General features: G+C 43.0%; 22 protein-coding genes. 9 read left to right on the top strand and 13 right to left on the bottom strand.

Annotated features, from left to right (window positions below; all coding sequences use genetic code 11):
- Positions 1-170 precede the first annotated feature (170 nt).
- From LP316_RS08940 to LP316_RS08920, 5 genes are read left to right on the top strand one after another with little or no spacing between them, the layout of a single operon-like run.
- Positions 171-596, top strand: a complete 426-nt coding sequence (locus LP316_RS08940; RefSeq protein WP_193020663.1) for a RidA family protein — start codon at positions 171-173, stop codon at positions 594-596.
- A 3-nt stretch (positions 597-599) separates the two neighbouring features.
- Positions 600-1136, top strand: a complete 537-nt coding sequence (locus LP316_RS08935; protein WP_193020662.1) for a 3-hydroxyanthranilate 3,4-dioxygenase — start codon at positions 600-602, stop codon at positions 1134-1136.
- 5 nt (positions 1137-1141) lie between these two features.
- On the top strand, positions 1142-1999 hold the full coding sequence (locus tag LP316_RS08930) for a cyclase family protein (protein ID WP_193020661.1): 858 nt from the start codon (positions 1142-1144) through the stop codon (positions 1997-1999).
- Between the two features lie 4 nt (positions 2000-2003).
- Complete coding sequence (kynU, locus tag LP316_RS08925; protein ID WP_193020660.1) at positions 2004-3275, top strand: kynureninase; 1272 nt, start codon at positions 2004-2006, stop codon at positions 3273-3275.
- Between the two features lie 2 nt (positions 3276-3277).
- Positions 3278-4636, top strand: coding sequence for an FAD-dependent oxidoreductase (locus tag LP316_RS08920; protein WP_193020659.1), 1359 nt, complete (start codon positions 3278-3280; stop codon positions 4634-4636).
- 459 nt (positions 4637-5095) lie between these two features.
- Here LP316_RS08920 and LP316_RS08915 read toward each other — a convergent pair whose 3' ends face one another.
- From LP316_RS08915 to LP316_RS08880, 8 genes are all read right to left on the bottom strand, one after another.
- Positions 5096-7273 carry a S46 family peptidase gene (locus LP316_RS08915; protein ID WP_193020658.1) on the bottom strand — a complete coding sequence of 726 codons (2178 nt, stop codon included), beginning with the start codon at positions 7271-7273 and terminating at the stop codon, positions 5096-5098.
- A gap of 135 nt (positions 7274-7408) precedes the next feature.
- Complete coding sequence (locus LP316_RS08910) at positions 7409-7759, bottom strand: MGMT family protein (protein WP_193020657.1); 351 nt, start codon at positions 7757-7759, stop codon at positions 7409-7411.
- A 1-nt stretch (position 7760) separates the two neighbouring features.
- Positions 7761-8426 carry an SDR family NAD(P)-dependent oxidoreductase gene (locus tag LP316_RS08905; RefSeq protein WP_193020656.1) on the bottom strand — a complete coding sequence of 222 codons (666 nt, stop codon included), beginning with the start codon at positions 8424-8426 and terminating at the stop codon, positions 7761-7763.
- 29 nt (positions 8427-8455) lie between these two features.
- Positions 8456-9226: a 3-deoxy-manno-octulosonate cytidylyltransferase gene (gene kdsB, locus LP316_RS08900; protein ID WP_193020655.1), complete on the bottom strand. Its 771-nt coding sequence runs from the start codon at positions 9224-9226 to the stop codon at positions 8456-8458.
- Positions 9227-9228: 2 nt separating this feature from the next.
- Positions 9229-9408: a Trm112 family protein gene (locus tag LP316_RS08895; RefSeq protein WP_193020654.1), complete on the bottom strand. Its 180-nt coding sequence runs from the start codon at positions 9406-9408 to the stop codon at positions 9229-9231.
- Between the two features lie 73 nt (positions 9409-9481).
- Positions 9482-10495 carry a tetraacyldisaccharide 4'-kinase gene (lpxK, locus tag LP316_RS08890; RefSeq protein WP_193020653.1) on the bottom strand — a complete coding sequence of 338 codons (1014 nt, stop codon included), beginning with the start codon at positions 10493-10495 and terminating at the stop codon, positions 9482-9484.
- Between the two features lie 5 nt (positions 10496-10500).
- Complete coding sequence (msbA, locus tag LP316_RS08885) at positions 10501-12285, bottom strand: lipid A export permease/ATP-binding protein MsbA (RefSeq protein ID WP_193020652.1); 1785 nt, start codon at positions 12283-12285, stop codon at positions 10501-10503.
- A gap of 58 nt (positions 12286-12343) precedes the next feature.
- Positions 12344-14863, bottom strand: a complete 2520-nt coding sequence (locus tag LP316_RS08880; RefSeq protein ID WP_226960702.1) for a DNA internalization-related competence protein ComEC/Rec2 — start codon at positions 14861-14863, stop codon at positions 12344-12346.
- A gap of 23 nt (positions 14864-14886) precedes the next feature.
- On the opposite strand from LP316_RS08880, the gene LP316_RS08875 reads away from it, so the two are divergent.
- The gene (locus tag LP316_RS08875; RefSeq protein WP_193020650.1) at positions 14887-15405 is read left to right on the top strand and encodes a DUF2062 domain-containing protein; all 519 of its coding nucleotides are present in this window, start codon (positions 14887-14889) and stop codon (positions 15403-15405) included.
- A 5-nt stretch (positions 15406-15410) separates the two neighbouring features.
- Here the strand turns inward: LP316_RS08875 and LP316_RS08870 are convergent, their stop codons facing one another.
- Genes LP316_RS08870 through LP316_RS08860 form a run of 3 tightly spaced genes read right to left on the bottom strand, consistent with a single transcriptional unit; the run spans position 15411 to position 18583 of the window.
- The gene (locus LP316_RS08870) at positions 15411-16667 is read right to left on the bottom strand and encodes a lipoprotein-releasing ABC transporter permease subunit (protein WP_193020649.1); all 1257 of its coding nucleotides are present in this window, start codon (positions 16665-16667) and stop codon (positions 15411-15413) included.
- Positions 16668-16671: 4 nt separating this feature from the next.
- Positions 16672-17364: a lipoprotein-releasing ABC transporter ATP-binding protein LolD gene (gene lolD / locus LP316_RS08865; RefSeq protein ID WP_193020648.1), complete on the bottom strand. Its 693-nt coding sequence runs from the start codon at positions 17362-17364 to the stop codon at positions 16672-16674.
- Positions 17357-18583, bottom strand: coding sequence for a lipoprotein-releasing ABC transporter permease subunit (locus tag LP316_RS08860; RefSeq protein WP_193020647.1), 1227 nt, complete (start codon positions 18581-18583; stop codon positions 17357-17359). Before LP316_RS08860 ends, lolD begins: the two co-directional genes overlap by 8 nt.
- Before the next feature lie 203 nt (positions 18584-18786).
- On the opposite strand from LP316_RS08860, the gene LP316_RS08855 reads away from it, so the two are divergent.
- A complete protein-coding gene (locus tag LP316_RS08855) occupies positions 18787-19383 on the top strand; it encodes a PilZ domain-containing protein (protein WP_193020646.1) in 597 nt (198 codons plus the stop codon).
- Between the two features lie 10 nt (positions 19384-19393).
- Positions 19394-20437, top strand: coding sequence for an agmatine deiminase family protein (locus LP316_RS08850; protein ID WP_193020645.1), 1044 nt, complete (start codon positions 19394-19396; stop codon positions 20435-20437).
- Positions 20438-20504: 67 nt separating this feature from the next.
- Here the strand turns inward: LP316_RS08850 and LP316_RS08845 are convergent, their stop codons facing one another.
- Entirely contained in the window at positions 20505-21665 is a 1161-nt protein-coding gene (locus LP316_RS08845) for a methyl-accepting chemotaxis protein (RefSeq protein ID WP_193020644.1), read from the bottom strand.
- 199 nt (positions 21666-21864) lie between these two features.
- On the opposite strand from LP316_RS08845, the gene LP316_RS08840 reads away from it, so the two are divergent.
- Complete coding sequence (locus LP316_RS08840) at positions 21865-22035, top strand: DUF2897 family protein (RefSeq protein ID WP_193020643.1); 171 nt, start codon at positions 21865-21867, stop codon at positions 22033-22035.
- Positions 22036-22260: 225 nt separating this feature from the next.
- Here LP316_RS08840 and LP316_RS08835 read toward each other — a convergent pair whose 3' ends face one another.
- Positions 22261-22539, bottom strand: coding sequence for a peptidylprolyl isomerase (locus LP316_RS08835; RefSeq protein ID WP_193020642.1), 279 nt, complete (start codon positions 22537-22539; stop codon positions 22261-22263).
- Between the last annotated feature and the right edge of the window lie 91 nt (positions 22540-22630).

The following is a 22630-nucleotide window of genomic DNA, read 5'->3' as shown; positions in this document are numbered from 1 at the left end:
ACTTGTTACAAATTCAAATCTTCAGGGGCGATATTTGCTAGCCCCTTAGGCTGTAAGTGGAGCCCTGCTTAACAGCTACCTATCTTTAGCCTAACCTTTGTATAGGCCATCTTCTTTCGTCATCACTTGTTAAGTGGTGCTTTTATCGTTGTCTAAAAACGAGAATTATTATGACAGAAAATACTACCTTTAATACCAATAAAGCCCCAAAACCAGTGGGCTTATACCCTCATGCTAAACGCGTTGGCAACTTGTTATTCCTCTCAGGCGTTGGCCCGAGAAGTGCAACATCAAGCGATATTCCAGGTGTTGAGCTAGACAGTAACGGCAAGATAAAGAGCTACGATATCGAAGCGCAATGCCACAGCGTATTTCAAAATGTTCGCACCATTTTAGAAGCGTCTAATGCCAGTTGGATGGATTTGGTTGATGTCACCGTCTTTTTAACCAATATGGATGATGATTTTGCCACCTACAACAAGATCTATGCTGAGTACTTCAAAGATAATCAGCCCTGTCGAACAACCGTTGAAATAAACAAACTCCCCACGCCAATTGCGATAGAGCTCAAATGTATCGCCCATATTAAGGAGTAACTGATGTTATATAGCATGCCAATCAATATTAGCCAGTGGATTGAAGATCATCGCGAGCAATTAAAACCGCCCGTTTGTAATAAGCAAGTATTTGAACAAGATGACTTTATTGTGATGATCGTCGGCGGACCAAACAACCGCAGCGACTACCACTACAACGAAACGCCTGAGCTGTTTTATCAAATTGAAGGCGATATGATCTTACAGGTTATCGAACACGATGATAACAATCAGCCGATATTTAAAGATATAACAATAAAACAAGGCGAATTATTTCTCCTACCACCGAAAGTACTGCATTCGCCACAGCGCTTTGAAAACACTATCGGTATGGTGGTTGAGCAAAAACGCGGCGAGCAGCAACTCGATGAACTCCATTGGTACTGCCGTGATTGCCACGCTTTGATGTACCGCGAGGCGTTTGCCTTAGCCAATATTGAAACAGACTTACCTAAAGTGTTTGAGCGCTTTTTTACCGATCACGCGCAATGTAAAGCCTGTGGTTTTAGCTTTGAAATTCCTGACAAATATAAAAAGTAACGCCTATGGACGTGCTAGTTAATCATCAATCACAGCAATATCAACTCGATATTAGCCAAGGTCAAAGTTTGGCGATTGAGCTGAACTTCAATCAACCGCAACCCAATCACTTTGGTGCCGCTCAAGCGACTAAACGGCCGATGCAAGCTGGCGGCTTTATCGGCAATACCCGCAAGAACGGCAGTTGCAATGTTAATGAGCTTAGCTTTAACCCGCATTGTAACGGGACACACACAGAAACCTTGGGCCATATTTGCCACTTGGACGAGCGTGATACTTTGACTATCGATCAGCTCGATATACCGGCGCTGATCCCGACAGTGCTGATTAGCGTAACGCCAGTTAATGCCTGTGAACAAAGCGAAAGCTACGCTGTGGCATTAGCCAGTAACGATCGCGTGATCACAAAAGCCGCATTAAGCGAGCAGTTACAAGATTATTCAGATGCCCAGCTCCATGGCTTGGTCATTCGGACACTCGATAACCCGGTGAGTAAAAAGCACCTCGCTTATTGCGAGCAAACACCTAATGCTTTTTTCACCACACAAGCAATTCGCTACTTGTTCGAACGCGGTGTAAACCACTTGGTCGTTGATATGCCTTCAATTGATAAAATGAATGACGATGGCTTACTCAACAATCATCATATTTTTTGGGACGTAATCCCTAATTCACGAAAAGTCGCACAACAAAGTCGGGTCAATGCCACTGTCACCGAACTTGCTTACATCAGTAATGAGATTGCTGATGGTTTTTATTTTCTCAACCTTCAACTTCCTGCTTTTGTTAACGATGCTGCGCCATCAAATCCGGTGTTATATACCCCAATTAAGCAAGAAGACATCGCCGTTTTTAAGGAGTAACAGCATGTTTAAACCAACCCTAGCCTATGCCCAATCACTTGATAGCCAAGACCCCTTAAAACACCTGCGCGATCAATTTAGCCTGCCAAAGCACACTACTGGTGAAAACACCCTTTATTTCACGGGAAATTCATTGGGCTTACAGCCGAAAAAAGCCAGAGAAAACGTCATCGAAATGCTCGATGCTTGGCAAACATATGGTGTTAAAGGCCATTTTGAAGGCGATTATCCATGGATGCCTTACCACGAGTTTTTAACCGAGCACAGTGCCGAGCTGGTTGGTGCGCAGGCAAATGAAGTAGTGATGATGAACTCTCTCACTGCCAACTTACATTTAATGATGGTGAGTTTTTATCAGCCAAGCTCAGACAAACGAAAAATTCTGATTGAAGATCACGCCTTTCCATCGGATCATTACGCTGTTTGCTCACAGCTCAAGCACCACGGCTTTGATGAAAGCGATCTTTTATTGTGGCAGCCAAGAGCCGATGAGTTATTACACCTTGAAGACTTTGAAGCAATACTGGCAAAGCACCATCAAGAAATTAGTCTGATATTATTACCTGGCGTGCAATATTACACGGGCCAAGTATTGCCGATGCAGCGTTTAACCGAGCTAGCTCATCAATACGGCATTACCATTGGTTTAGATTTAGCCCATGCTGTGGGTAACGTTGAATTAGCGCTCCACGACTGGCAGGTCGATTTCGCCTGTTGGTGTAGTTATAAATATTTAAACAGTGGTGCTGGCTCTGTTGCTGGCTGTTTTATTCATAAAAAACATTGCCAAAATACCGAGCTTAACCGCTTTGCCGGTTGGTGGGGGCACGATAAAGCAACCCGTTTTAAAATGGATAATCAATTTTCACCTATTCCAACCGCCGAAGGTTGGCAATTATCTAATCCACCAGTGCTTTCACTGGCGGCAATTCGCGGTTCGCTTGAAACCTTTGCGATGGCAGGCGGTATCAAACCCTTAAGAGAAAAGTCAGTAAAACTTACCCAATACGCGGTTGATTTATTGCAGCACGAATTAGCTGGCGACATTCAGATCATCACACCGATGGAGCCAGAGGCGCGTGGCTGTCAATTATCACTGATGGTGACCAAAGCAGGCTTAGATGGCAAAGCCCTATTCAATGCCCTAGATGAAAATGGTGTGGTACTCGATTGGCGCGAGCCCAATGTCATGCGCTTTGCGCCAGTACCGCTATACAATAGTTTTGAAGACGTCTACCAATTCGTCGCCATTTTAAAACGCTGTTTGGAGAAGTAACCATGACACAAACCTCGTCGATTAGTATTATTGGCGCCGGACTCGTCGGCTCTTTACTCGCGCTAGGCCTAGCAAAAAAAGGCTATCGAGTGCATGTTTTTGAATCGCGACCCGATCTGCGTAAAAATGATATTTCAGCAGGGAAATCAATTAACCTCGCGTTGGCCAATCGCGGTATTCGCGCACTTGAGCAGCAAGGGATTTTTGATCAAGTTAAGCCCTTATTAATCGAAATGAAAGGCAGAATGGTCCATTTAACCGACCAACAAGCCCAATTTCAAACCTATGGCATCAATGAACATGAGGTGATTTACTCGATTTCACGCGGTGGCCTGAATGCCCTACTACTTGATGAAGCAGAGAAATTGCCCAATGTTACCCTCAATTTTAACCATCGAGTAACTGGCGTTGATCTAGATAACAAACAACTTAGTTTTAAGGACGAGCAACAGCAAAATCACCTATTTGATCGCGTTATCGGCACTGATGGTGCAAATTCGGTATTGCGAGAGGCTATTGCTGAGCATAGCCAAACGCCAACACAAGTCACCATAGATACCCTGTCTCACGGTTATAAAGAGCTCGCCATTTTACCCGATAGTAACGGCAAACATCAGATCGAGGTTAACGCACTGCATATTTGGCCGCGCCAAGATTTTATGCTGATCGCCCTGCCTAACTTAGATGGTAGTTTTACCCTGACGTTGTTTTTAGCCAAAACCGGTGAAACGAGTTTTGAGCAATTAACGTCAAATGAGCAAATCATGACGTTTTTCAAACAACAATTTCCTGATGTTTACCCATTAATCGATTCGCTAGCGCGTGACTTTAACGAAAACCCTACCGGGAATTTAGCCACCGTGCGTTGCCAACAATGGCACTATCAAGATATTGCCTTGTTACTCGGTGATGCCGCGCACGCCATTGTGCCATTTCACGGCCAAGGTATGAACTGTGGCTTTGAGGACTGTTATGATTTGCTCAACCAAATCCCCCCAGCTGGGGCGGAGTCAAACTGGCTTGAGATTTTTAGCAACACGCAAACGCTGCGCAAGCCCAACGCCAATGCCATTGCCGATATGGCTTTAGAAAACTACATTGAAATGCGCGCAAGCGTCGCCGAGCCGACATTTTTAAGACAAAAAGAGATAGCTCGACAACTTCAAAGCTGGTTTCCTGAGCACTTTACCCCACGTTACGCTATGGTGATGTTTGGTGAATTACCCTACGCGCAGGCGCAACGTATTGGTGAAACCCATAAAGCGCTATTACGAAAAATTGATGATTGGCAACAACAAGGCAATACGTTAACTCAAGCAGATGGCCAAAGGTTTTTGCGCGAATTTGGTTTAATGAGCTAACTAGGACAACATCAGAGCTAAACCATCAAATATGGGTTAGCTTTGCAGTAAAAATACTTTCAAGTATTGTGAACCGTTCTCGTTATATTGTCGGTGTGCCGACAGCACTAAAGAGGGAAAAAGCGCCTGATTCCCTCTTTAATCTCCCTCGGCGCCCACGCAATAGACAACATTAATTTTTCACTTGTGTTTATTAGCTGTTCCTGAAGAAGATACGTCCTGTATGACATCAGTGCTCGGCGTCCTGCCTCGCCCAGCAATAAACATGCAAGTGAAAAATTAATCTATTGCGCATGGGAATGGTGTGTAATCAAAGGCTCGTGATATTTTCGTAGCAATATAAGAAAGGACTATTTTTACAAATATTCTCCCTCAATATGCGCTTAGATTCGCCAAAAAAAAGAGCAACTAATAAGTTGCTCTTTTGGTTTTGCTATTTGAATTAGCTATTCGACTTATCTATTCGACAATGGTCATTTCATCGACGATGTTTTGTGCACCATCAATTTTTTCCATTGTCCAAAGCATAAATGGCACACTCGTGTGAATCGCGCGATTTAGCTTAGTATCGTAATCCCAATCACCGATAATCGACTCATAAACACCATCAAACACTAGGCCGACAAACTCACCTTTGCTATTAAGTGTTGGCGAGCCAGAGTTACCGCCAGTAATATCTAACGTAGACAAGTAGTTAACTGGCACTGAGCCTAAGCTCTCACGCTTGTATTTACCATAATCTTTATTGGCAATTGCACTGCGAATATTGTCAAACAGATCAAATTCTTCATCGCCAGCTACGTATTTTGCCAACATACCTTCAAGCGTGGTGAACGGCGTAGCAGTTAAGCCATCTTGTGGTGAATAGCCTTTAACGTTACCGTAAGTAATACGCAACGAGCTATTGGCATCAGCATATACCGGCTCACCTTTGCTTTTCTTGTAGGCGATCATCGCAGCCATAAATGCTGGGCGCGCTTGCGCCAACTGTCCAGCAAGTGCTTCGGCTTGCTCTTCTAATTTGCGATCGTTGTCATATTGTGAAACGGCAAATTGAATGTATGGATCGTCACTCTTTCTAAAGTCCTCTACTGACTTATCCATCCAAGCTAAGCGAACAGCTTCTTCATCTAGTGATGTTTTTTCGTGCATCATATCAAGTTTTGCCGCAAGCTTATCGGCATCAAAGCCTTTGTCTAAACCAAAGAACTGATCAAAGGTTGTATTGCGCTCAGATGCTGGAAATTGAGCGTACTGCGCTAAGAAGTGCATTAATACCGCTTTGTCGACTTGCGCATCGTAACGGCGGTTTACGCGTTTCATACCCTGAGTGAAGCGATTCATATCACGTTCTTGATAGCCTTGTTTGCGTTCAGCATCAGGCTTAGTTTTTTCGTGTGCGAGGCGGTATAAGCGCTTGGAAACGCCCATCATACTTGTACGGCCAATATAAGCTAAGATCATGTCGCGCTGTTGGTGCTCTTGGCTTTGCGCAACTAACTCATTGAGCTTAACAAGCGCTCGGCCGTATTTTTGCTTGCGCTTATTTGATGAATTGATCCATGCCTGCAAACCTTTCAACTCTTGCTGTTTGCGCTCGAGCATATCGCCTTTGTTAAAGCTTTCGATCATTGAGCCATAGTTTTTCGCGTAATTGGCTAAACCGGCTAACGTGCTCTCATATTTAATCCGCGCTTCACTGCCGGCAGGCGCCGTTGTTTTAATCACATCAATGTATTCTTCACGGTAGCGCTTAGCCGTTGGGTACGCCCAAGTAAATTGATTTTCCACTTCTTGTGCGATGCGATAGCGATTAGTGCGCCCTGGGTAACCTAACACCATGACGTAATCATTTTCTTCAACGCCACTAGCATTAACTTTTAAGAAAGCTTTTGGTTCAAACGGTACATTGTCTTCCGAGTAATCTGCTGGCTTGCCGTCTTTGTTAACATACGCGCGGTAAAATGCCCAATCACCGGTATGACGAGGCCACATCCAGTTATCAGTATCGCCGCCGAACTTACCAATGCTCGATGGTGGCGCATAAACTAAGCGAACATCGCGCAGTGCTAATTGCTTAATTAAGAAGTACTCTAAACCGCCGTGAAAGCTGTAAACTTCACAGCGGTAATCTTGTGAACTCTCACACTCAGCGACTAAGGCTTTTTCATTTTTTTCAATTGCTTTGAAATAATCTTGGCCTTTAACACTGCTACTAATAGCGCCGGTAATTTTGTCCGTCACATTAGTTAACGACTCTGTCACGTAAACACGAGAGCCCGGCGCTGCTTGTAATTCGTCAGCTTTTGTTTTGGCAACAAAACCTTGCTCAAGTAAATTGTTTTGCTCTGTTGAGTTGTACTGAATCGAACCATAAGCACAGTGGTGATTGGTCACCACTAAGCCTTGATTTGATAAGAAAGACGCCGTACAGCCACCTAAGCTAATAATGGCATTCATTGGAAACTGATTTAAGTTTTCCATTTGGCTTGGATCTAACTCAAGTCCTGCGCTTTTTAGCTTAGTGCTAATTTCTTGTAATTGATGTGGTTGCCACATACCTTCGTCAGCTTGTACTGCGCCGGCAAATAACAACGATGTTAAGGACACTGCCTTAAACAACTTATTGTTTAACATATTATTTTCCTAGATAAACATCCACTGTAATGAATTGTTCTTGTATATAAATTTATAGTGTGTGTAAAAACGCTTGAGATGATACACTAAAAAAACAAGTTAAAAAAATGTTAAGAAAAACTAAAAACTTAACATTTAAAATTTTAAGGCAAACAACAACGTGCTCAAATCTGGCTGCCAGCCAAACGCTGCCAAGTTAATTTTGCCGTTAATAACCACGACTTGTTCTTCTTGTAGTAAAGCAACTTGTTGCTCGAATTCCGGTGAATGTTTTGGCAATGAAATCTTGCCTTGTGAGTTAACCACCCGTTGCCAAGGAATAACCTGCCCTTGATAATAGCCATCGTCACTGCTTTTTAATGCTTTACCCACTAAGCGCGCACGGCCGGGGAGCCCCGCTAAATCAGCGATTTGGCCATAGCTAGCAACACATCCTCGTGGAATAGCTTGCACGGTTTGCCAGATGCGCTGATAACTTTCTTTCATTTTACCAAGGTAGAACCTGACCGTTAGAGTGCTTAAATACACCAGTTTCAGCCATAGTTAAACCATCAATTAACCCGACTAAACGCATCGCCGCTTCACTAGCTGGAATATCACCTCGGCCACCGACCATATCGGTTTGCACATAACCGGGATGATAAATGCCAACGGCAATTTCACGTGGCGCTAAATCATGAGCAAGTGACATAGACGCAGCATTTAATGCTGCTTTACTCATGCGATAACCATAGCGTCCGCCTGAGCCATTGTCGGCGATTGAGCCCATTCTCGAGGTGATCATGGCAACCTTGCCGCCATCCACAAGCAATGCTTGTAATTTATCAACAATATTTAATGGTGCTAACGCATTGACTTCAAATTGATCGCGAATAGTGGCTAGATTTAAATCCCCTAAACTTTCATCGCGCAAAATACCGGCGTTACACACTAAGACATCAATTGGCAGGCCGGTTAAGCTGTTGGCAAGTTTTACTACATCTTCGGTTTTAGCAACATCAATCTGCTCAATGACTTGATCTGCCGCACTTGCGAGCTCAGCACTGGTTTGGCGACAAACGCCAGTCACCCGATAGCCCAGTGATTTAAAACAGCTCACCATGGCTAAGCCAATACCGCGATTGGCGCCAGTGATAACAACGTGCTTGGTCATAATATTTCCCTTATTTACTGTTAACGACTTTATAAGTTCAGTGTTTTGGCAAACGTTCTAGCTTTTTCTAAATCTTCTGGGGTGTCAACACCTTCAACGGGTAAGCGTTTTGCCGCGGGCGCGACATGAATTTTTTCGCCTTGCCATAGTACTCTTAGCTGCTCAAGCGACTCAATTTGTTCTAATTCACTCGCTGGCCAACTGACATAATCTTTAATAAATCCAGCCCGATAAGCATAAATACCGATATGGCGAAGATAAAAATCACCAATGCTTTCAACCGTATCTTTGCCGAGAAAGGCACTGCGATCATAGGGAATGGTTGAGCGAGAAAAATACAGGGCATAGCCGTCTTTGTCAGTAACCACTTTTACCGCATTCGGGTTAAAGGCTTCGTCAACGGCATCTATTGGCATGGCAAGTGTTGCCATTCTCGCTTGCGACTGATTAGCTAAATTATTAGCAACTTGAGCGATATTTTCCACAGGGATAAACGGCTCATCACCTTGCACGTTAACGATCACTTGATCATCACTAAACTGATAGGTTTCTACGACTTCAGCAAGGCGCTCAGTGCCTGATTGATGATCCGCTCGCGTGCGGCAAACTTCGGCGCCAAAACCTTCAACAACGCTGGCGACTTGGTCGTTATCGGTGGCAACAATCACTTGCTGTGCACCACTGGCCTTGGCTTTTTCAACAACCCATTGGATCATCGGTTTGCCCGCAATTTCTGCAAGCACCTTGCCCGGTAAACGGCTCGATTGATAGCGCGCAGGAATAACAACAATAAATGACATAATTAAGCCTCTTGGTTTACGCGTCGGGCTTCGTTTTCTAAAAGTACGGGAATATCTTTTTCAATCGGATATGCTAGTCGATCAAACTTACAAATCAACTCTTGGTTTTCTTTATCGTAGTCAAGTTTGCCCTTACACACGGGGCAAGCAAGAATATCCATTAGTTGTGTATCAAATGCCATAATTTTCTCTTTCTCTTTTTACAATCGATTGACTTATTGGGTGTAAAGCCAACTAAATTCTAGTTAAACAGTATCATGCCTTTTTAGCCATAATATCGCTGATTTTGCTGAGTAACAATTGTTCACACTGCTCATCTAATTTTGCCTCAACCGTCAGATACCAAGCATGTGCTAGATTAAAATCTTGGCATTTAACTGCGTCTTTTTCGGTCATCAATAGTGGTAACTGTGGCTCAGGTAATTGGTCGAAATCAGCCATTTGATAATGGTGATGATCAACAAAGCCTTGGCTGTGATTTAAGGTTAAACCTAACGCGGTTAAGGTATTAAAAAAACGCGCTGGTGAGCCAATACCGGCAATGGCATTAACCGCTTTATGCTTTGCGAGAAACTCAGCGACCGAGCATTTTTCACCTGTTACTAAGTTAACAAATTGGCTAGGGAGCAAGTCCATCGCGATTTCACCGGCTTGCGGCTGACCTGAATTACAAATCACCATATCAACAGAGGTTAAACGAGCCGGTAATTCGCGAAGTGGCCCTGCCGGTAAAAGTAAGCCATTGCCAAATCGCCGCTTGCCATCAACAACTGCGACTTCGATATCTCGGCCAAGTTTATAGTGCTGCATACCATCATCGGCGACAATAATATCGCAGCCAAGCTGTTGTAATTTTTCGACACTCGCGCGTCTATTTGCGCCAACACAAACAGGCACTTTTGTTCGCTGATAAATCAAAAACGGCTCGTCACCACTGAATTGCACTTGCGAGTTTTCATCGAGTAAATACGGGTATTGTGGCGCTTTACCGCCATAACCGCGTGAGATCACGCCCGGCTGATAGCCTTGTGCTCTCAATAACTCGACTAGCCACAAGACTATCGGGGTTTTACCATTACCGCCAACGCCGATATTACCAACGACAACAATCGGCACTTTCGCCTTAAAACTATCTTTTAGTCCGCAATCAAAAGCAAACTTTCTCAATCGGCTTATCACATAAAAAAGCGCACTGAACGGCAATAATAACGGCACTAACACAAAGCGCGCTGGATGCTTATCAAACCATACCCGTTCAATTAATCGCATTAAGATTATCCAAATTGCAATTTGTGTAATTGCGCATAGGCACCGTCTTGCGCTATTAGCGTTTGGTGATTGCCTTGCTCGATTATTTCACCTTGTTCTAGGACTAAAATGTTATCGGCATTTTCAATCGTCGATAAACGATGGGCGATAACTAAACACGTACGGTTTTGTTGTAAGGTGTTTAGTGCGTCTTGGATATGACGCTCAGACTCGGTATCCAAAGCAGACGTTGCTTCATCTAAAATTAAGAATGGCGCATCACATAAAATCGCTCGTGCAATCGCGACACGTTGGCGTTGCCCGCCCGAGAGCAAAGCACCGTTTTCACCAACATTGCTGTGAATACCGTCAGGTAATTGTTCAGCGAACTCCCAAACATGGGCGCTTTTCGCCGCTGCGATGATCTCTTCCTCGCTAGCATCTGGTTTACCATAAGCGATGTTATTGGCGATTGTGTCGTTAAATAGCACCACTTGCTGAGATACATAAGCAAACTGATGGCGTAGATCGTGTAACTTGTATTGATTAATATCTTCGCCATCAATCAACACTTTACCGCTGTCGGCGTGATAGAAACGCAACAATAATGAACTCAAGGTGGATTTTCCTGAACCTGAGCGCCCAACTAAAGCAATGGTTTGGCCTGTCGAAACGGAGAATGAAATATTATTAAGCGCTGGCCTTTCTTCGCCATCATAGGTGAAATTGACTTGGTCAAAGGCGATATTGCCTTGAGCACGAACCAGTGCTTTTGTCCCAGTATCTTTTTCGGTTTCTCTATCAAGTACTTCAAAAATACTGGCACAGGCTGCAATGCCTCGCTGAAATTCACTATTGACCGTTGTTAATAACTTCAAGGGACGCAACAACATCGCCATACAGGTAATAACCGTAGTAAAACTACCCGGCGTTAATGATTCACGCATCATCTCAGAATTAGCCATGTACAAAACAAAAGCTAAACCAAATGAAGCAATGATTTGAATAACCGGCACACTTGACGACTTGGTTGCCACCATTTTCATGCGTTGCTGGCGATTGCGCTTATTAACCTCAGCAAAACGCTCACTTTCTCGCTGGTGACCATCGAATGTTAACACCACTTTATGACCATTAATGGTTTGCTCTGACGCGGTTGTAACTTCCCCCATGGTGTCTTGCATGTTTTTACTAATGGTGCGAAAACGCTTAGATACTGCACTAACTACAACCGCAATTACCGGCGTTAGCAACAGAAAAATAGCCGATAATTGCCATGAGTTATAAAACATCACAATCAATAAGCCGGTAACAAAAGCGCCTTGCTGAACGAGCGTTAACAAAGCCTTACTTGAAGCTGTTAATACCTGTTCAGTGTCATAAGTAATTTTAGAAATAAGCGTACCAGCAGAGTGCTTATCGTGATAGCTCACTGGCATTTTGATAATGTGCTGAAATAGTTCTTGTCGCAAATCGGTAACCACGTGATTACCCACCCATGCAAGACAATAGTTGCCGATAAAATGAAAGCTACCACGCAAAATAAACATAACCACAACAAACAGCGGCGCCCATTTCATAAAGTCAGGGTTATTGCCTGTTAAACCATCGTCGATTAACGGTTGTAATTGAGAGAAGACAAAGCTATCCACCGACGCGTAACCAATCATCCCAATAATCGCCGCGATAAAGCCTTTTTTATAGACCTTCATATAGCCTAATAAGCGTTTAAAGGTTCCTTTGGGCACTTGTTTACTTTTGCTGTTTAATTGCTCAACTGCGTCGGGCGCAGCTTTTGACGTTGTTCGCATTTACACTCTCAATTTTTCGATACGGCGCTATTTTAACGTTAAATCCTAACGATACCAACTAATTAAAAAGCCAATATGGCCGCAGGTTTTGCTTCATCGTACTAACCTTAACCTTAGTTGCGTATGCCTGAGTGTCGAACTCAAGTAATATGCTTCCTAGTTCAGCGGTATTGTATGTCGCCACGTCGAACATTTGATATCGGCTAATAACTTCTTTATTGGGCATATTCCAGCGATTTAAATAGCCAGTACTAAAAATTACAATATTTGGCGTAACAGCTTCGATAAATGCCGTTGTTGATGAGGTTTTAGAGCCGTGATGCGGCGCAATAAGGACATTGGCAGTTAACAAGCCTTGATTGTGATATTGTTCGACTAGCGCAAGCTCAACCGTTTTCGAAATATCACCGGGCAATAAGATCGACTTTTCACCATCACCTATTTTGATGACACAAGATTTGTCATTGTCACTACGCTTTTTATTTTTCGATGTTAGTGTTGGGTTTGTTGTAGGTTTAGGTGCAAGGCTGATCATCTCTATGTTTAACGCGTGCCACGCAAACTGCTTATTTTTATCACAGGTAATTAACTTTGTTTGGTCAAGCACTGCAAAGCTCAACTTTTCAGGATAAGAGGCAATCACTTGCTGAACGCTAATGCCAGAGATGAGCGCTGCAAAACCGCCATTGTGATCATTGTCATTATGGCTTAATACCAAATAATCGAGTTGCTTTATCCCTCGCGATTTCAAATAGGGCAAAATAAAACTTTGCGCAAAGCTAAAACCATTCGGTTTACCCGCACCGGTATCATATAACACCGCTCTTCGCTCTTGCCCGTACTGTTGTTCGACAAGCACACTTAGCCCATGCCCAACATCAAACACTCTTACTTGCCAATCACCTTTATGCCATGGTGTTAACTCGGTCAATAACAAAGGTAAAGAGGCAACCACAACCAAGCTAACCAACAGCCAGCGTTTATATGAAAACACACTTATTGCCAACAAAATCAATAATGCGCTAAGGATCAATAACCACTGAAGATTACTTATTGACCACACTAAACTCGTTTGCTGAGCTAACCAACTTAGGTAGTGCCAAAGCAAATCGAGCGTATCGCTGATCCATTGGCTAACCCATTTATTAAGCCACTGGCTATTTAACATAACCAAGACAACATTAAATAAAATCAAGGGGATCACGACAAAACTCATCCACGGCACGGCGACTAAATTAGCCGCAACTGAACTTAAAGAAACTTGTTGTGATAACAACGCAGTAATCGGAACGAGTAATGTACTAAGCGCACACTGGATCACTACTAAGGTAACCACACTGTGGAGTTTTACTTGCCAATAGGCTTGTTGTTTATCGGTTAACCGCCACCCGACAAATTGATTAAATTTTAGCAGCAGCGACTTACTGGTACGGTTTCGCCAGGCTTGCGTTCGCCACAAGACAAAAAAGATACAGCTCACTGCACAGAACGACAGCCAAAAACTGGGGCTGATCAGTGCCATCGGCTCAATCAAGAGAATCACCGCCACCGTGAGTAAGATAAGCCGTGTTTTACTCAAGTGTATAGCCATCACCAAGGCTAATACATAAATGGCTAGCATGATAAGTGCGCGAATTGTCGGCATCGAGAAATTTGCCAAATAAGCGTAAAATACAGCGCCTAAAAGCGAGAGCAGTAAAACAACAGGATAAACAGTCCACCGAGTATTGATAGTGAGATAGCTTTTAGCAAAGCAGCAGGACACTATATGGTTGACGATCCGAAAACTGTTACTCAATAACCAGACAAGCAACCAAAACACTAAGCCAATATGCAATCCAGAGATGGCAATGAGGTGACTCGTGTTGGTTAATTGAAATACCTGCCATTGAGCCTGAGATATTTGATAGCGTTCACCAAAGCTTAGCGCCATCACTATTGATTGATACGCAGAACCTGCCATAGAGCTGGCAACATCGGTAAACAACTTTTGGCGAACGGTTTGCCCTGTACTTATTGCTTTTAGCGTATTTGGTGTTTTGTTATAGATATAACCAGTAAGGTGAATATTTTTTTCTCTTAGCCAACGCTGATAAGCAAAACCAACGGGGTTAGCAAAACCATAAGCGGGCTTTAATTTAACGCAAGCCTGCCAACGCTGGCCTTGAAAAAAAGTTGGCTGGACAGTGTTATTTTCTGATGTTATTCGATAATTTAATCGAGCAGTGAAAGGTTTGACTAGAGGGCGGCCATCAAGCTTAACAATGTTAGCGGTGATCTTGAGTTGACTGGCTTTTTGTTGGCTAATTTCCACGACATCAAATTCAATGAGCCTTTTACTTTGATGAATAGTGAATCGATCAATCTGGTTATCATCAAAGATCGCATGGTAACTATAGCCATGTAGGCAAAGCCAAAACACGCCCAAGCCGAACACGCCAAATATCCGCAGTTTTTTTAAACAAAAACACAGTAAACTGAGTATAATTACAAAGCTAAGTGAAAAAACACTTGGTTGTCCGGTAAAAAATAGGGAGAATAACGCTCCCTGTATGAAACAAAATAACCACCTATCCATAGTGATTTAAATCCATTTTATTTATGCCCAAAAAGACTATTAAGCGCTACATGCCAGATCATCAAACCATTCGCAACAATAAACACTTGCAGGTGTTTGGTGACTTTTTACACAACCCCAACTTATGGCATTTAAATCGTCGTTCAGTTGCTCGGGCATTTGCTATTGGTTTATTTTTTGCGTTTATCCCAGTGCCATTTCAAATGATTTTAGCCGCGGGTACTGCCATTATAGTACACGGAAATTTACCGTTATCCGTCGCTATTGTTTGGATCACCAACCCGATTACCATGCCTGCCATTTTCTACGCCTGTTATGTGGTTGGCGCTTGGTTACTGAACACCCCCAAACAAGCGTTTAAATTCGAAGCATCGTGGCAATGGGTGATTGATAGCCTATCGACAATTGGCCCTTCCTTTTTGGTTGGCTGTGCTGCCCTAGCAGTGCTATTCAGTTTGATTGGTTATTTTGGTATTCACAGTTTATGGCGTCATTCGGTATCAAAAGAGTGGAAAAAACGCCAGACAACTCGCAAGAAGTAATGGTGTTAAGCCTGCCCTAACACCTGCGCAGGTTGAACTTTTGTCGCTCGCCACGCCGGATAAATTGTCGCAATCAAACTCATGACAAGCGCGATAACAACGGTAAAAATGATATCTGATGAAACGATATGGCTAGGAATGTAGTTAATAAAATAGACATCACCCGATAAAAATTGGGTGTTAAACAATGACTCTAGCAAACGCACAATTTCAGTTAAATTATCCGCCAAATACAGCCCTACCCCAGTGCCGAGTAGTGTCCCTAAAATACCATTACTTAAGCCTTGCAAGATAAAGCAACTCATAATGGTTGCAGGGCTTGCGCCCATGGTCAATAAAATCGCAATGTCACTGCGCTTTTCATTAACCACCATAATTAACGTTGACACTATATTAAAGCTCGCCACCGCTATCACCATAGACAAGGCTAGGTACATCACTGCGCGCACGAGCTGAATATCTGAAAACAAATGACCTTGCGTACGTGTCCAATCGTAAATATAAACGTAATCTCGCGTCATTTGATTAGCCACTTCACGCATAATTTGTGGCGCTGAAAAAATACTATCAACTTTTAATCGAATGCCTTGTACTTGCTCCGATGACAAATTAAGCATTGTTTGGGCTTGCGATAAATTTAAGTAAATCAGGCTATCATCAATAACACCACCAAATTTAAAGGTACCGGCTACCGTTAAGTTAAACACTTGTGGTGCAGGAAAGGATTGACCAAACTGCTGCTTAGCTATTTTAGGTAACAGTAGCTGTACTTTATCACCGACCGATAGGCTAAGTTTATTGGCAATGCCCTGGCCAATAATAATTGCATTTTCTTGGCTTAAATCCTGCCAACTCCCCGAATTAACGTACTGTGCAATATCTGATACTTGTTGCTCTAGACGGATATCAACACCGCGCAACTCTACGCCTTTTAACTGGCCTTTTTTCTGTAACATCGCTTGCGATTTAACGACTGGTGCGCCCGCTAATACCCTCGGATGCTCAAGCGCTTGGTTAATGTTGTCTTGCCACTGGATCATCGGCCTTTCAACATTGATTAACTCACCATGAGGTACTATCGATAGCAGCTTTTGAGCAAGCACGCGCTCAAAGCCATTCATCGCAGAGAGCGCGACAATTAACACGCAAACACCGAGCATAATACCCAAGGTAGATGAAGCAGAAATAAACGCAGCAAAACCACTTTGGTGGCGGCTAAATAAGTAACGCTTAGCTAAAAATAAACTTAACGAGCTCGCCATAGCGTTAGTCCTGAGATAAGGTTAGCGGCGCTAACTTACCGTGCTCGAGACTTAATTGGCGATGCATTTTACCGGCAAGCGATAAATCGTGGGTAACAATAACAAAACTGGTTTTAAGCGATTCATTCAAGCTCAGCAGTAATTGATAAATTTGTTCAGCACTTTCAGCGTCTAGATTACCGGTTGGTTCATCCGCCAAGACTAATGCAGGCTCATTGACCAAGGCTCGTGCAATAGCGACCCGTTGGCGTTCACCGCCCGATAATTGCGCTGGACGATGGCTAACCCGATGCGACAAACCCACTTTGGTTAGCATGTCACGAGCTTTAGCACTGGCTTGTTGTACCGATAGTCCTTTGATCAACAGCGGCATAGCCACGTTTTCTTCGGCGCTAAACTCCATCATTAAGTGATGGAATTGATAAATAAAACCTATGTGCTGATTGCGAAATTTTGCTTGTTGTTTTTCACTTAACTGATGAATATCAACATCATTTATTTGCACTGTTCCACTCGTAGGCTTATCGAGTGCACCAGCTATATGTAGAAACGTACTTTTACCACAACCCGAGCGACCAACAACGGCAACCATTTCACCTGCCGATACCGTTAAATCGAGATCTTTTAAAACCGAGGTGACATTTTGCCCTTGCACATAGTCTTTCGACAAAGCTCGACAAGTTAATACGTTATTCATGTTTTAGTACCTGTGCTGGCATCGTGCGTGATGCGCGATACGCGGGATATAAAGTAGCGAGCAAGGTCAGTGCGAGAGCACCAACAATGATCGTCGCTAAATCGTTAAGTTGAAAAAGGATGGGCAACTGTTGGTCGCCATAAGCAGCGCCGAACAAATTGATATTCATCACAGCTAATAGATCATTGATATTAAAAGTTACGAGTAAGCCAAGTAAGGTACCAAAAAACGTGCCCCAAAGACCATTAACCATACCTTGAGTAATAAAAATCTTTAAAATATCGAGGCGGTTTAAGCCAAGTGTTTGCAAGATACTGATCTCGCCTTGTTTATCGATAACGACCATCACAAGTGCCGAAACAATATTAAAAGCGGCAACCGCGACGATCAAACTTAGCATTAACCACATCATGCGTTTTTCCATTTTCACCGCATTAAACAATGCGCCTTGTGATTGCTGCCAATATTTAACCTGATAGTCACTTAGTTGCTCAGCAAAATCATCGACCACTTGCTGAGCAACAAAGGCATCATCTAAGTAAAAGCGCAACTGGCTTACCCGACTTGTTGGGTGGCCTAGTAATCTATTTGCTTTGGCAAGATGAATATAAGCGACACTATCATCAATTTGCGAGCCAACGTTAAACAATCCGACAACTTTAAATACGCGTTGCACAGGTACGCGCCCCATCGGCGTAAAGCGTGTTTTATTGGGCAAGACGACCCTGACTTCGTCACCCAAGTTGACACTGAGTTGACGGGCTAGAGAGCGGCCGATAACTATGTGATAGGCATTTTTGTTAAGCGCGTTAAAATCGCCGTATTCGGTGTGTTCGCTGATCATATTTGTTGTTTCATAATCAGGTAAGATACCGGTCAGCAAAATTCCTTTTAGGCTTGATGGCGATTGAATAAGCGCTTCGCTTTCTACAATCGGTGAGACGCTTTTTACCCGAGGGTGTTGGTGAGCTTGGTTGATGAGTGTTGGGTAGTTGTCAATCGCTTGATCACTGCTTACAACAACATGCGGAACGATACCTAAAACCCGTTTTTTCAGCTCGCCTTCAAAGCCATTCATCACAGATACGACGGTGATCAACGCGCTCACACCGAGCAGGATACCAATAATAGAAAAAAACGTGATAAACGAGACAAAACCACTTTTAGCGCGCGCTTTACTGTATCGTAAACCGATGAATAAACTTACGGGTTGTAACATGAAATTAAACAGACTCGATTTATCAGTGTTCACTAGCGCTGTACTACTATGCTAGCTTATATCAATGAGTATTATTATTGTTTAGCAAGCTTATCATAGATTTTTATCTCGGTACTACCTGTTTCCCCGCCACTCAATTAAAACAAATACTAGGATTGTTTTAATACTTAATTATAATAAACAAAAACATCAGCAGGACAGTTATGAATCAGTTAAGCCAAACCGAAAAGCTAGCGCAATTTGAAGAGTTTTTTGCCATCGCTCACGAGTTTAGTGTCAATGTTATACCACTAGCAAAAGCCGTCAGTGAAGAGACCTTTGAAAGCTTAATTCCCGTGCCTTTTCTGCTGTCATCAGATAATGCATCGATTGATCAAAGCGCCTTGCGCTCAATTCAGTCAATGCGCGGCGTGTCGAATCAGCTCACGGATTATTTACAACACCAATCGAGAAAAATCGACTTACTTGTGGGTTACATTCTCAAGCAACACGACGACGAATCAACTCGAGCAAGTGGTGTGCTGTTTGGCGGTTCCGGGATCAGATTTTTAAGTGAGCAAGATTATCAAATTGGTCAACTGGTCGAGCTGAAAATTTTTCTCGATGTTGAGAATGTTGCAATCTACAGCCATGCAGAAATTATCGAAAAAGGCAGCCAAGCAGAGCAAACTTGTTACACCGTCATATTTCAGCAAATTAGAGAGCTCGATCAAGATATTTTGGTTCGCGCCAGCCTCCACATTCAAGCTAAAGAGCTACAAATGTTAGCAAAGCAACGCCGTGAGTCGGCCAAAGAGTAATAAAACATTAATGAATTCACGACACTTTTCACTACCTGCTGAGTGGGCAGAGCAAGACGCGGTGATGTTAACATGGCCTCACCCAGATACCGATTGGCAACCAATTCTAACGAAAGTAGAGCCCGTTTTTGTTGAAATTTGCCAAGCAATTTTACGCTTTGAACGCTTAGTCATTGTTTGCCACAACCAAGCAATTAAAGCACATGTTATCAATTTACTTGAGCAAGTAAATGCCGACACTAACCGTGTGACTTTTATTATCGCACCAACCAATGATACGTGGGCTCGAGATCACGGGCCTATAACCTTATCTTCAGGAAATCAAATCAAAGCGCTTGATTTTACCTTTAACGGTTGGGGTAACAAATTTGATGCGGCGCTCGATAACCAGATCAACAGTGCGCTTTTTTCGAGCCCGTCGTTTAATCATATTGAGCGTAAAACTATTGATTTAGTGCTAGAGGGCGGTGGTATAGAAAGCGATGGTCAAGGCCATTTACTGACCACAGCCCAATGTATTTTTAATCAAAATAGAAACCCTCAGTTAGCTAAAGAGGAGCTGACCACGCGTTTATTAACACTGCTGGGATTAAATAAAGCGCTAATACTTAATCACGGCGATTTGATCGGTGATGATACCGATGCGCATATTGACACCCTGTGCCGTTTTGCGCCAAACAATCAAATTGTTTACACCCAGTGTGACCGCCAAGAAGACGCACACTATCAAGACCTAGCGAAAATGGAAGCTGAGTTAAAAACCTTTCGACAGATAAACGGGCAACCATTTAAGCTAGTGCCACTGCCGCTACCTGAAGCAAAATTTGACGCAAGCGGTGATCGCCTACCAGCAACCTACGCTAACTTTTTGATCATTAACAACGCAGTACTTGTGCCTGTTTATCAAGATATCAATGACACATTGGCCGTAAGCCAAATGGCAAAAGCTTTTCCAGAGCACGAAATCATCGCGATTAACTGCTTACCGATCATTGAACAATACGGCAGTTTGCATTGCTTGACTATGCAGTTGCCAAAGGGCTATTTTAATTAACGTTAAGCACAAAAAAGGCCGCATCAATTGCGGCCTTTACGGTTATTTAGATCTGAGACAGTAAAGCCTAAACACAAATTCTGTTCAATGTTTTATCAACATCCGCTGCAGTTGCTTGTTGCATTTCAGCGTGCTGGCTAACCGAGCTTAACCCGTGGTTAATTTCACGCGATAGTTCGACAATTGCCGCCATATTATCGTTAATAGAAGCCGTTGAGCGTTGCTGCTCTTCAGTGCCACTAGCAATTTGTGATGTTAGGTTGTCAACTTCGGCAAAAACGTCACCAATTTTCGCTAACGCACTAACCACTTCTTGCGAGTGCGTTAAACTCTCTTGAGTTAGCGATTGACCTCGAGAAATCGCATCAACGGCATTGGTTGATTTCGATTGCAGCCCTTCGACCATCGACTGAATTTCTACGGTTGATTCTTGTGTTCGGTGGGCAAGTGCACGAACTTCATCGGCAACAACCGCAAAGCCTCTCCCCTGCTCGCCAGCGCGAGCCGCTTCAATCGCGGCATTTAGCGCTAACAAGTTGGTTTGTTCAGCAATACCGCGAATAACATCTAAGACAGAGCCTATACGCGCGCTTTCTTCTTGTAATAGTGCAATATCATTTGCCATACCATTAACTTCTGAGGCAAATGCTTCAATGGTGTGCTGGCTGGTATTAGACGATTGCGTGCCCTGCATTAAAATATCCATCACTTGGCTGGTGGTTTCACTTACCTGCGAAGCGCTTTCCGACAGCACCGATGAAGTGCTAGCGATTTCAGTAATCGAATCTGCCATCTGCTCTATCTGTTGACTCGTCGTATTCACTGAATTTGAAGAAACGCTCATTTGCTCGGCTAACTGAGTAGAACCCGAACTCAACAATTCAGACTCTTGGCGAATCTCTTTAATCACATCAGACAAATTGCCGATAAACGCACTGAGCTGATTAATGATACGTCCCAATTCGTCATTAATACCGTCGCGCAGGGGCTTTTGTGGCGCTTCTTCTGTGCTTGTGACTTGATCTAAGTAAGTTTTTAACCGCTCTAAACGAACAGCAAGCCAAATATTTGAGCAGATATAGCTGGCGACAAACTGCACAATTAACATCACAATGAGTAAACTGATAATCAGTGCCGAAGCATCGGTAAAGAGAGAGAGTAGTAAGACAAGTAAAACACCAACAATCACTTGTGGTAAAAGAAGCTTAAGGTTCAAGCGTTCTAGCATAATTCATCCTGTTGAAACTTATATCTTTGTTACCTGTTTTAAACGTATAATCAGGTAATCATTATTAGTTATTCGACTAAGTTACACGCAATATTGATATTTTGCTATCAATAATTAGTAATTGATTGCGGTTTTTTTTGATTTGACTAGTCAGTGTTGCAAACATATAAAAAAAAACAAACACACTCGAGGGGTGAACATGACTTGGCAAGAAATTCTGTTAATTGTCATCGTATTAGGAACTGTTGTTAGCGGTATATTATTACTTAAACAATCGGCGACTAAATTTCATTTAACCGATGAGCAAAAAGCTAAAGTGGCTGCTCGTAAAAAAGCACTCGAGGCAGAAGAAGAAAAAGACGATAGTTAACCCGGTAAGTCAGCGCTATTAACGCTGCAGAGATTCTCGACTAAAACACCTCGAGCATAACGCCGTTTAGCGCTTGAATGCTAAAAGGCTGGCATACAAGATTGCTGGAAGTTTTAACGCTCGAATGCTTAAGGGCCCTAATGCTAAAGTCACTCTACTCTATCTCTGCCTTCAAACATTAGGGCCTTAACACCTTTAAACCCTACCGCGTTACCGCATGCCCCCTTAGTTGCGATAAATTGTTTGAATTAAGTGAAAGCCAAACTTGGTTTTTACCGGCCCATGAACCTTAAGTACTTCTTTTTTAAATACGACATCATCAAAAGTCTTGACCATTTGCCCGCGGCGAAATTCACCTAAGTCACCGCCTTTTTTCTTTGACGGACAAGTAGAAAACTTTTTCGCCAATGAGCCAAAATCAGCGCCTTTATCGAGTTGTTTTTTAATATCTAGGGCTTGTTGTTGGGTTTTAACTAAAATGTGTCGAGCACATGCTGTCGCCATGAAATTATCTCTGCATCGAATAAGAATCGGTATATTTTATCAAACCTTAATTGCTCCGACCAATTAGGTTTTGCTTTACTTCAAGGCGTTT

Origin of the sequence: Thalassotalea sp. LPB0316 (genome assembly GCF_014898095.1) — a bacterium.
GTDB lineage: Bacteria > Pseudomonadota > Gammaproteobacteria > Enterobacterales > Alteromonadaceae > Thalassotalea_G.
The sequence above is the reverse complement of the archived record's forward strand: the minus strand, read 5'-3'. Positions and strand labels throughout refer to the sequence as shown.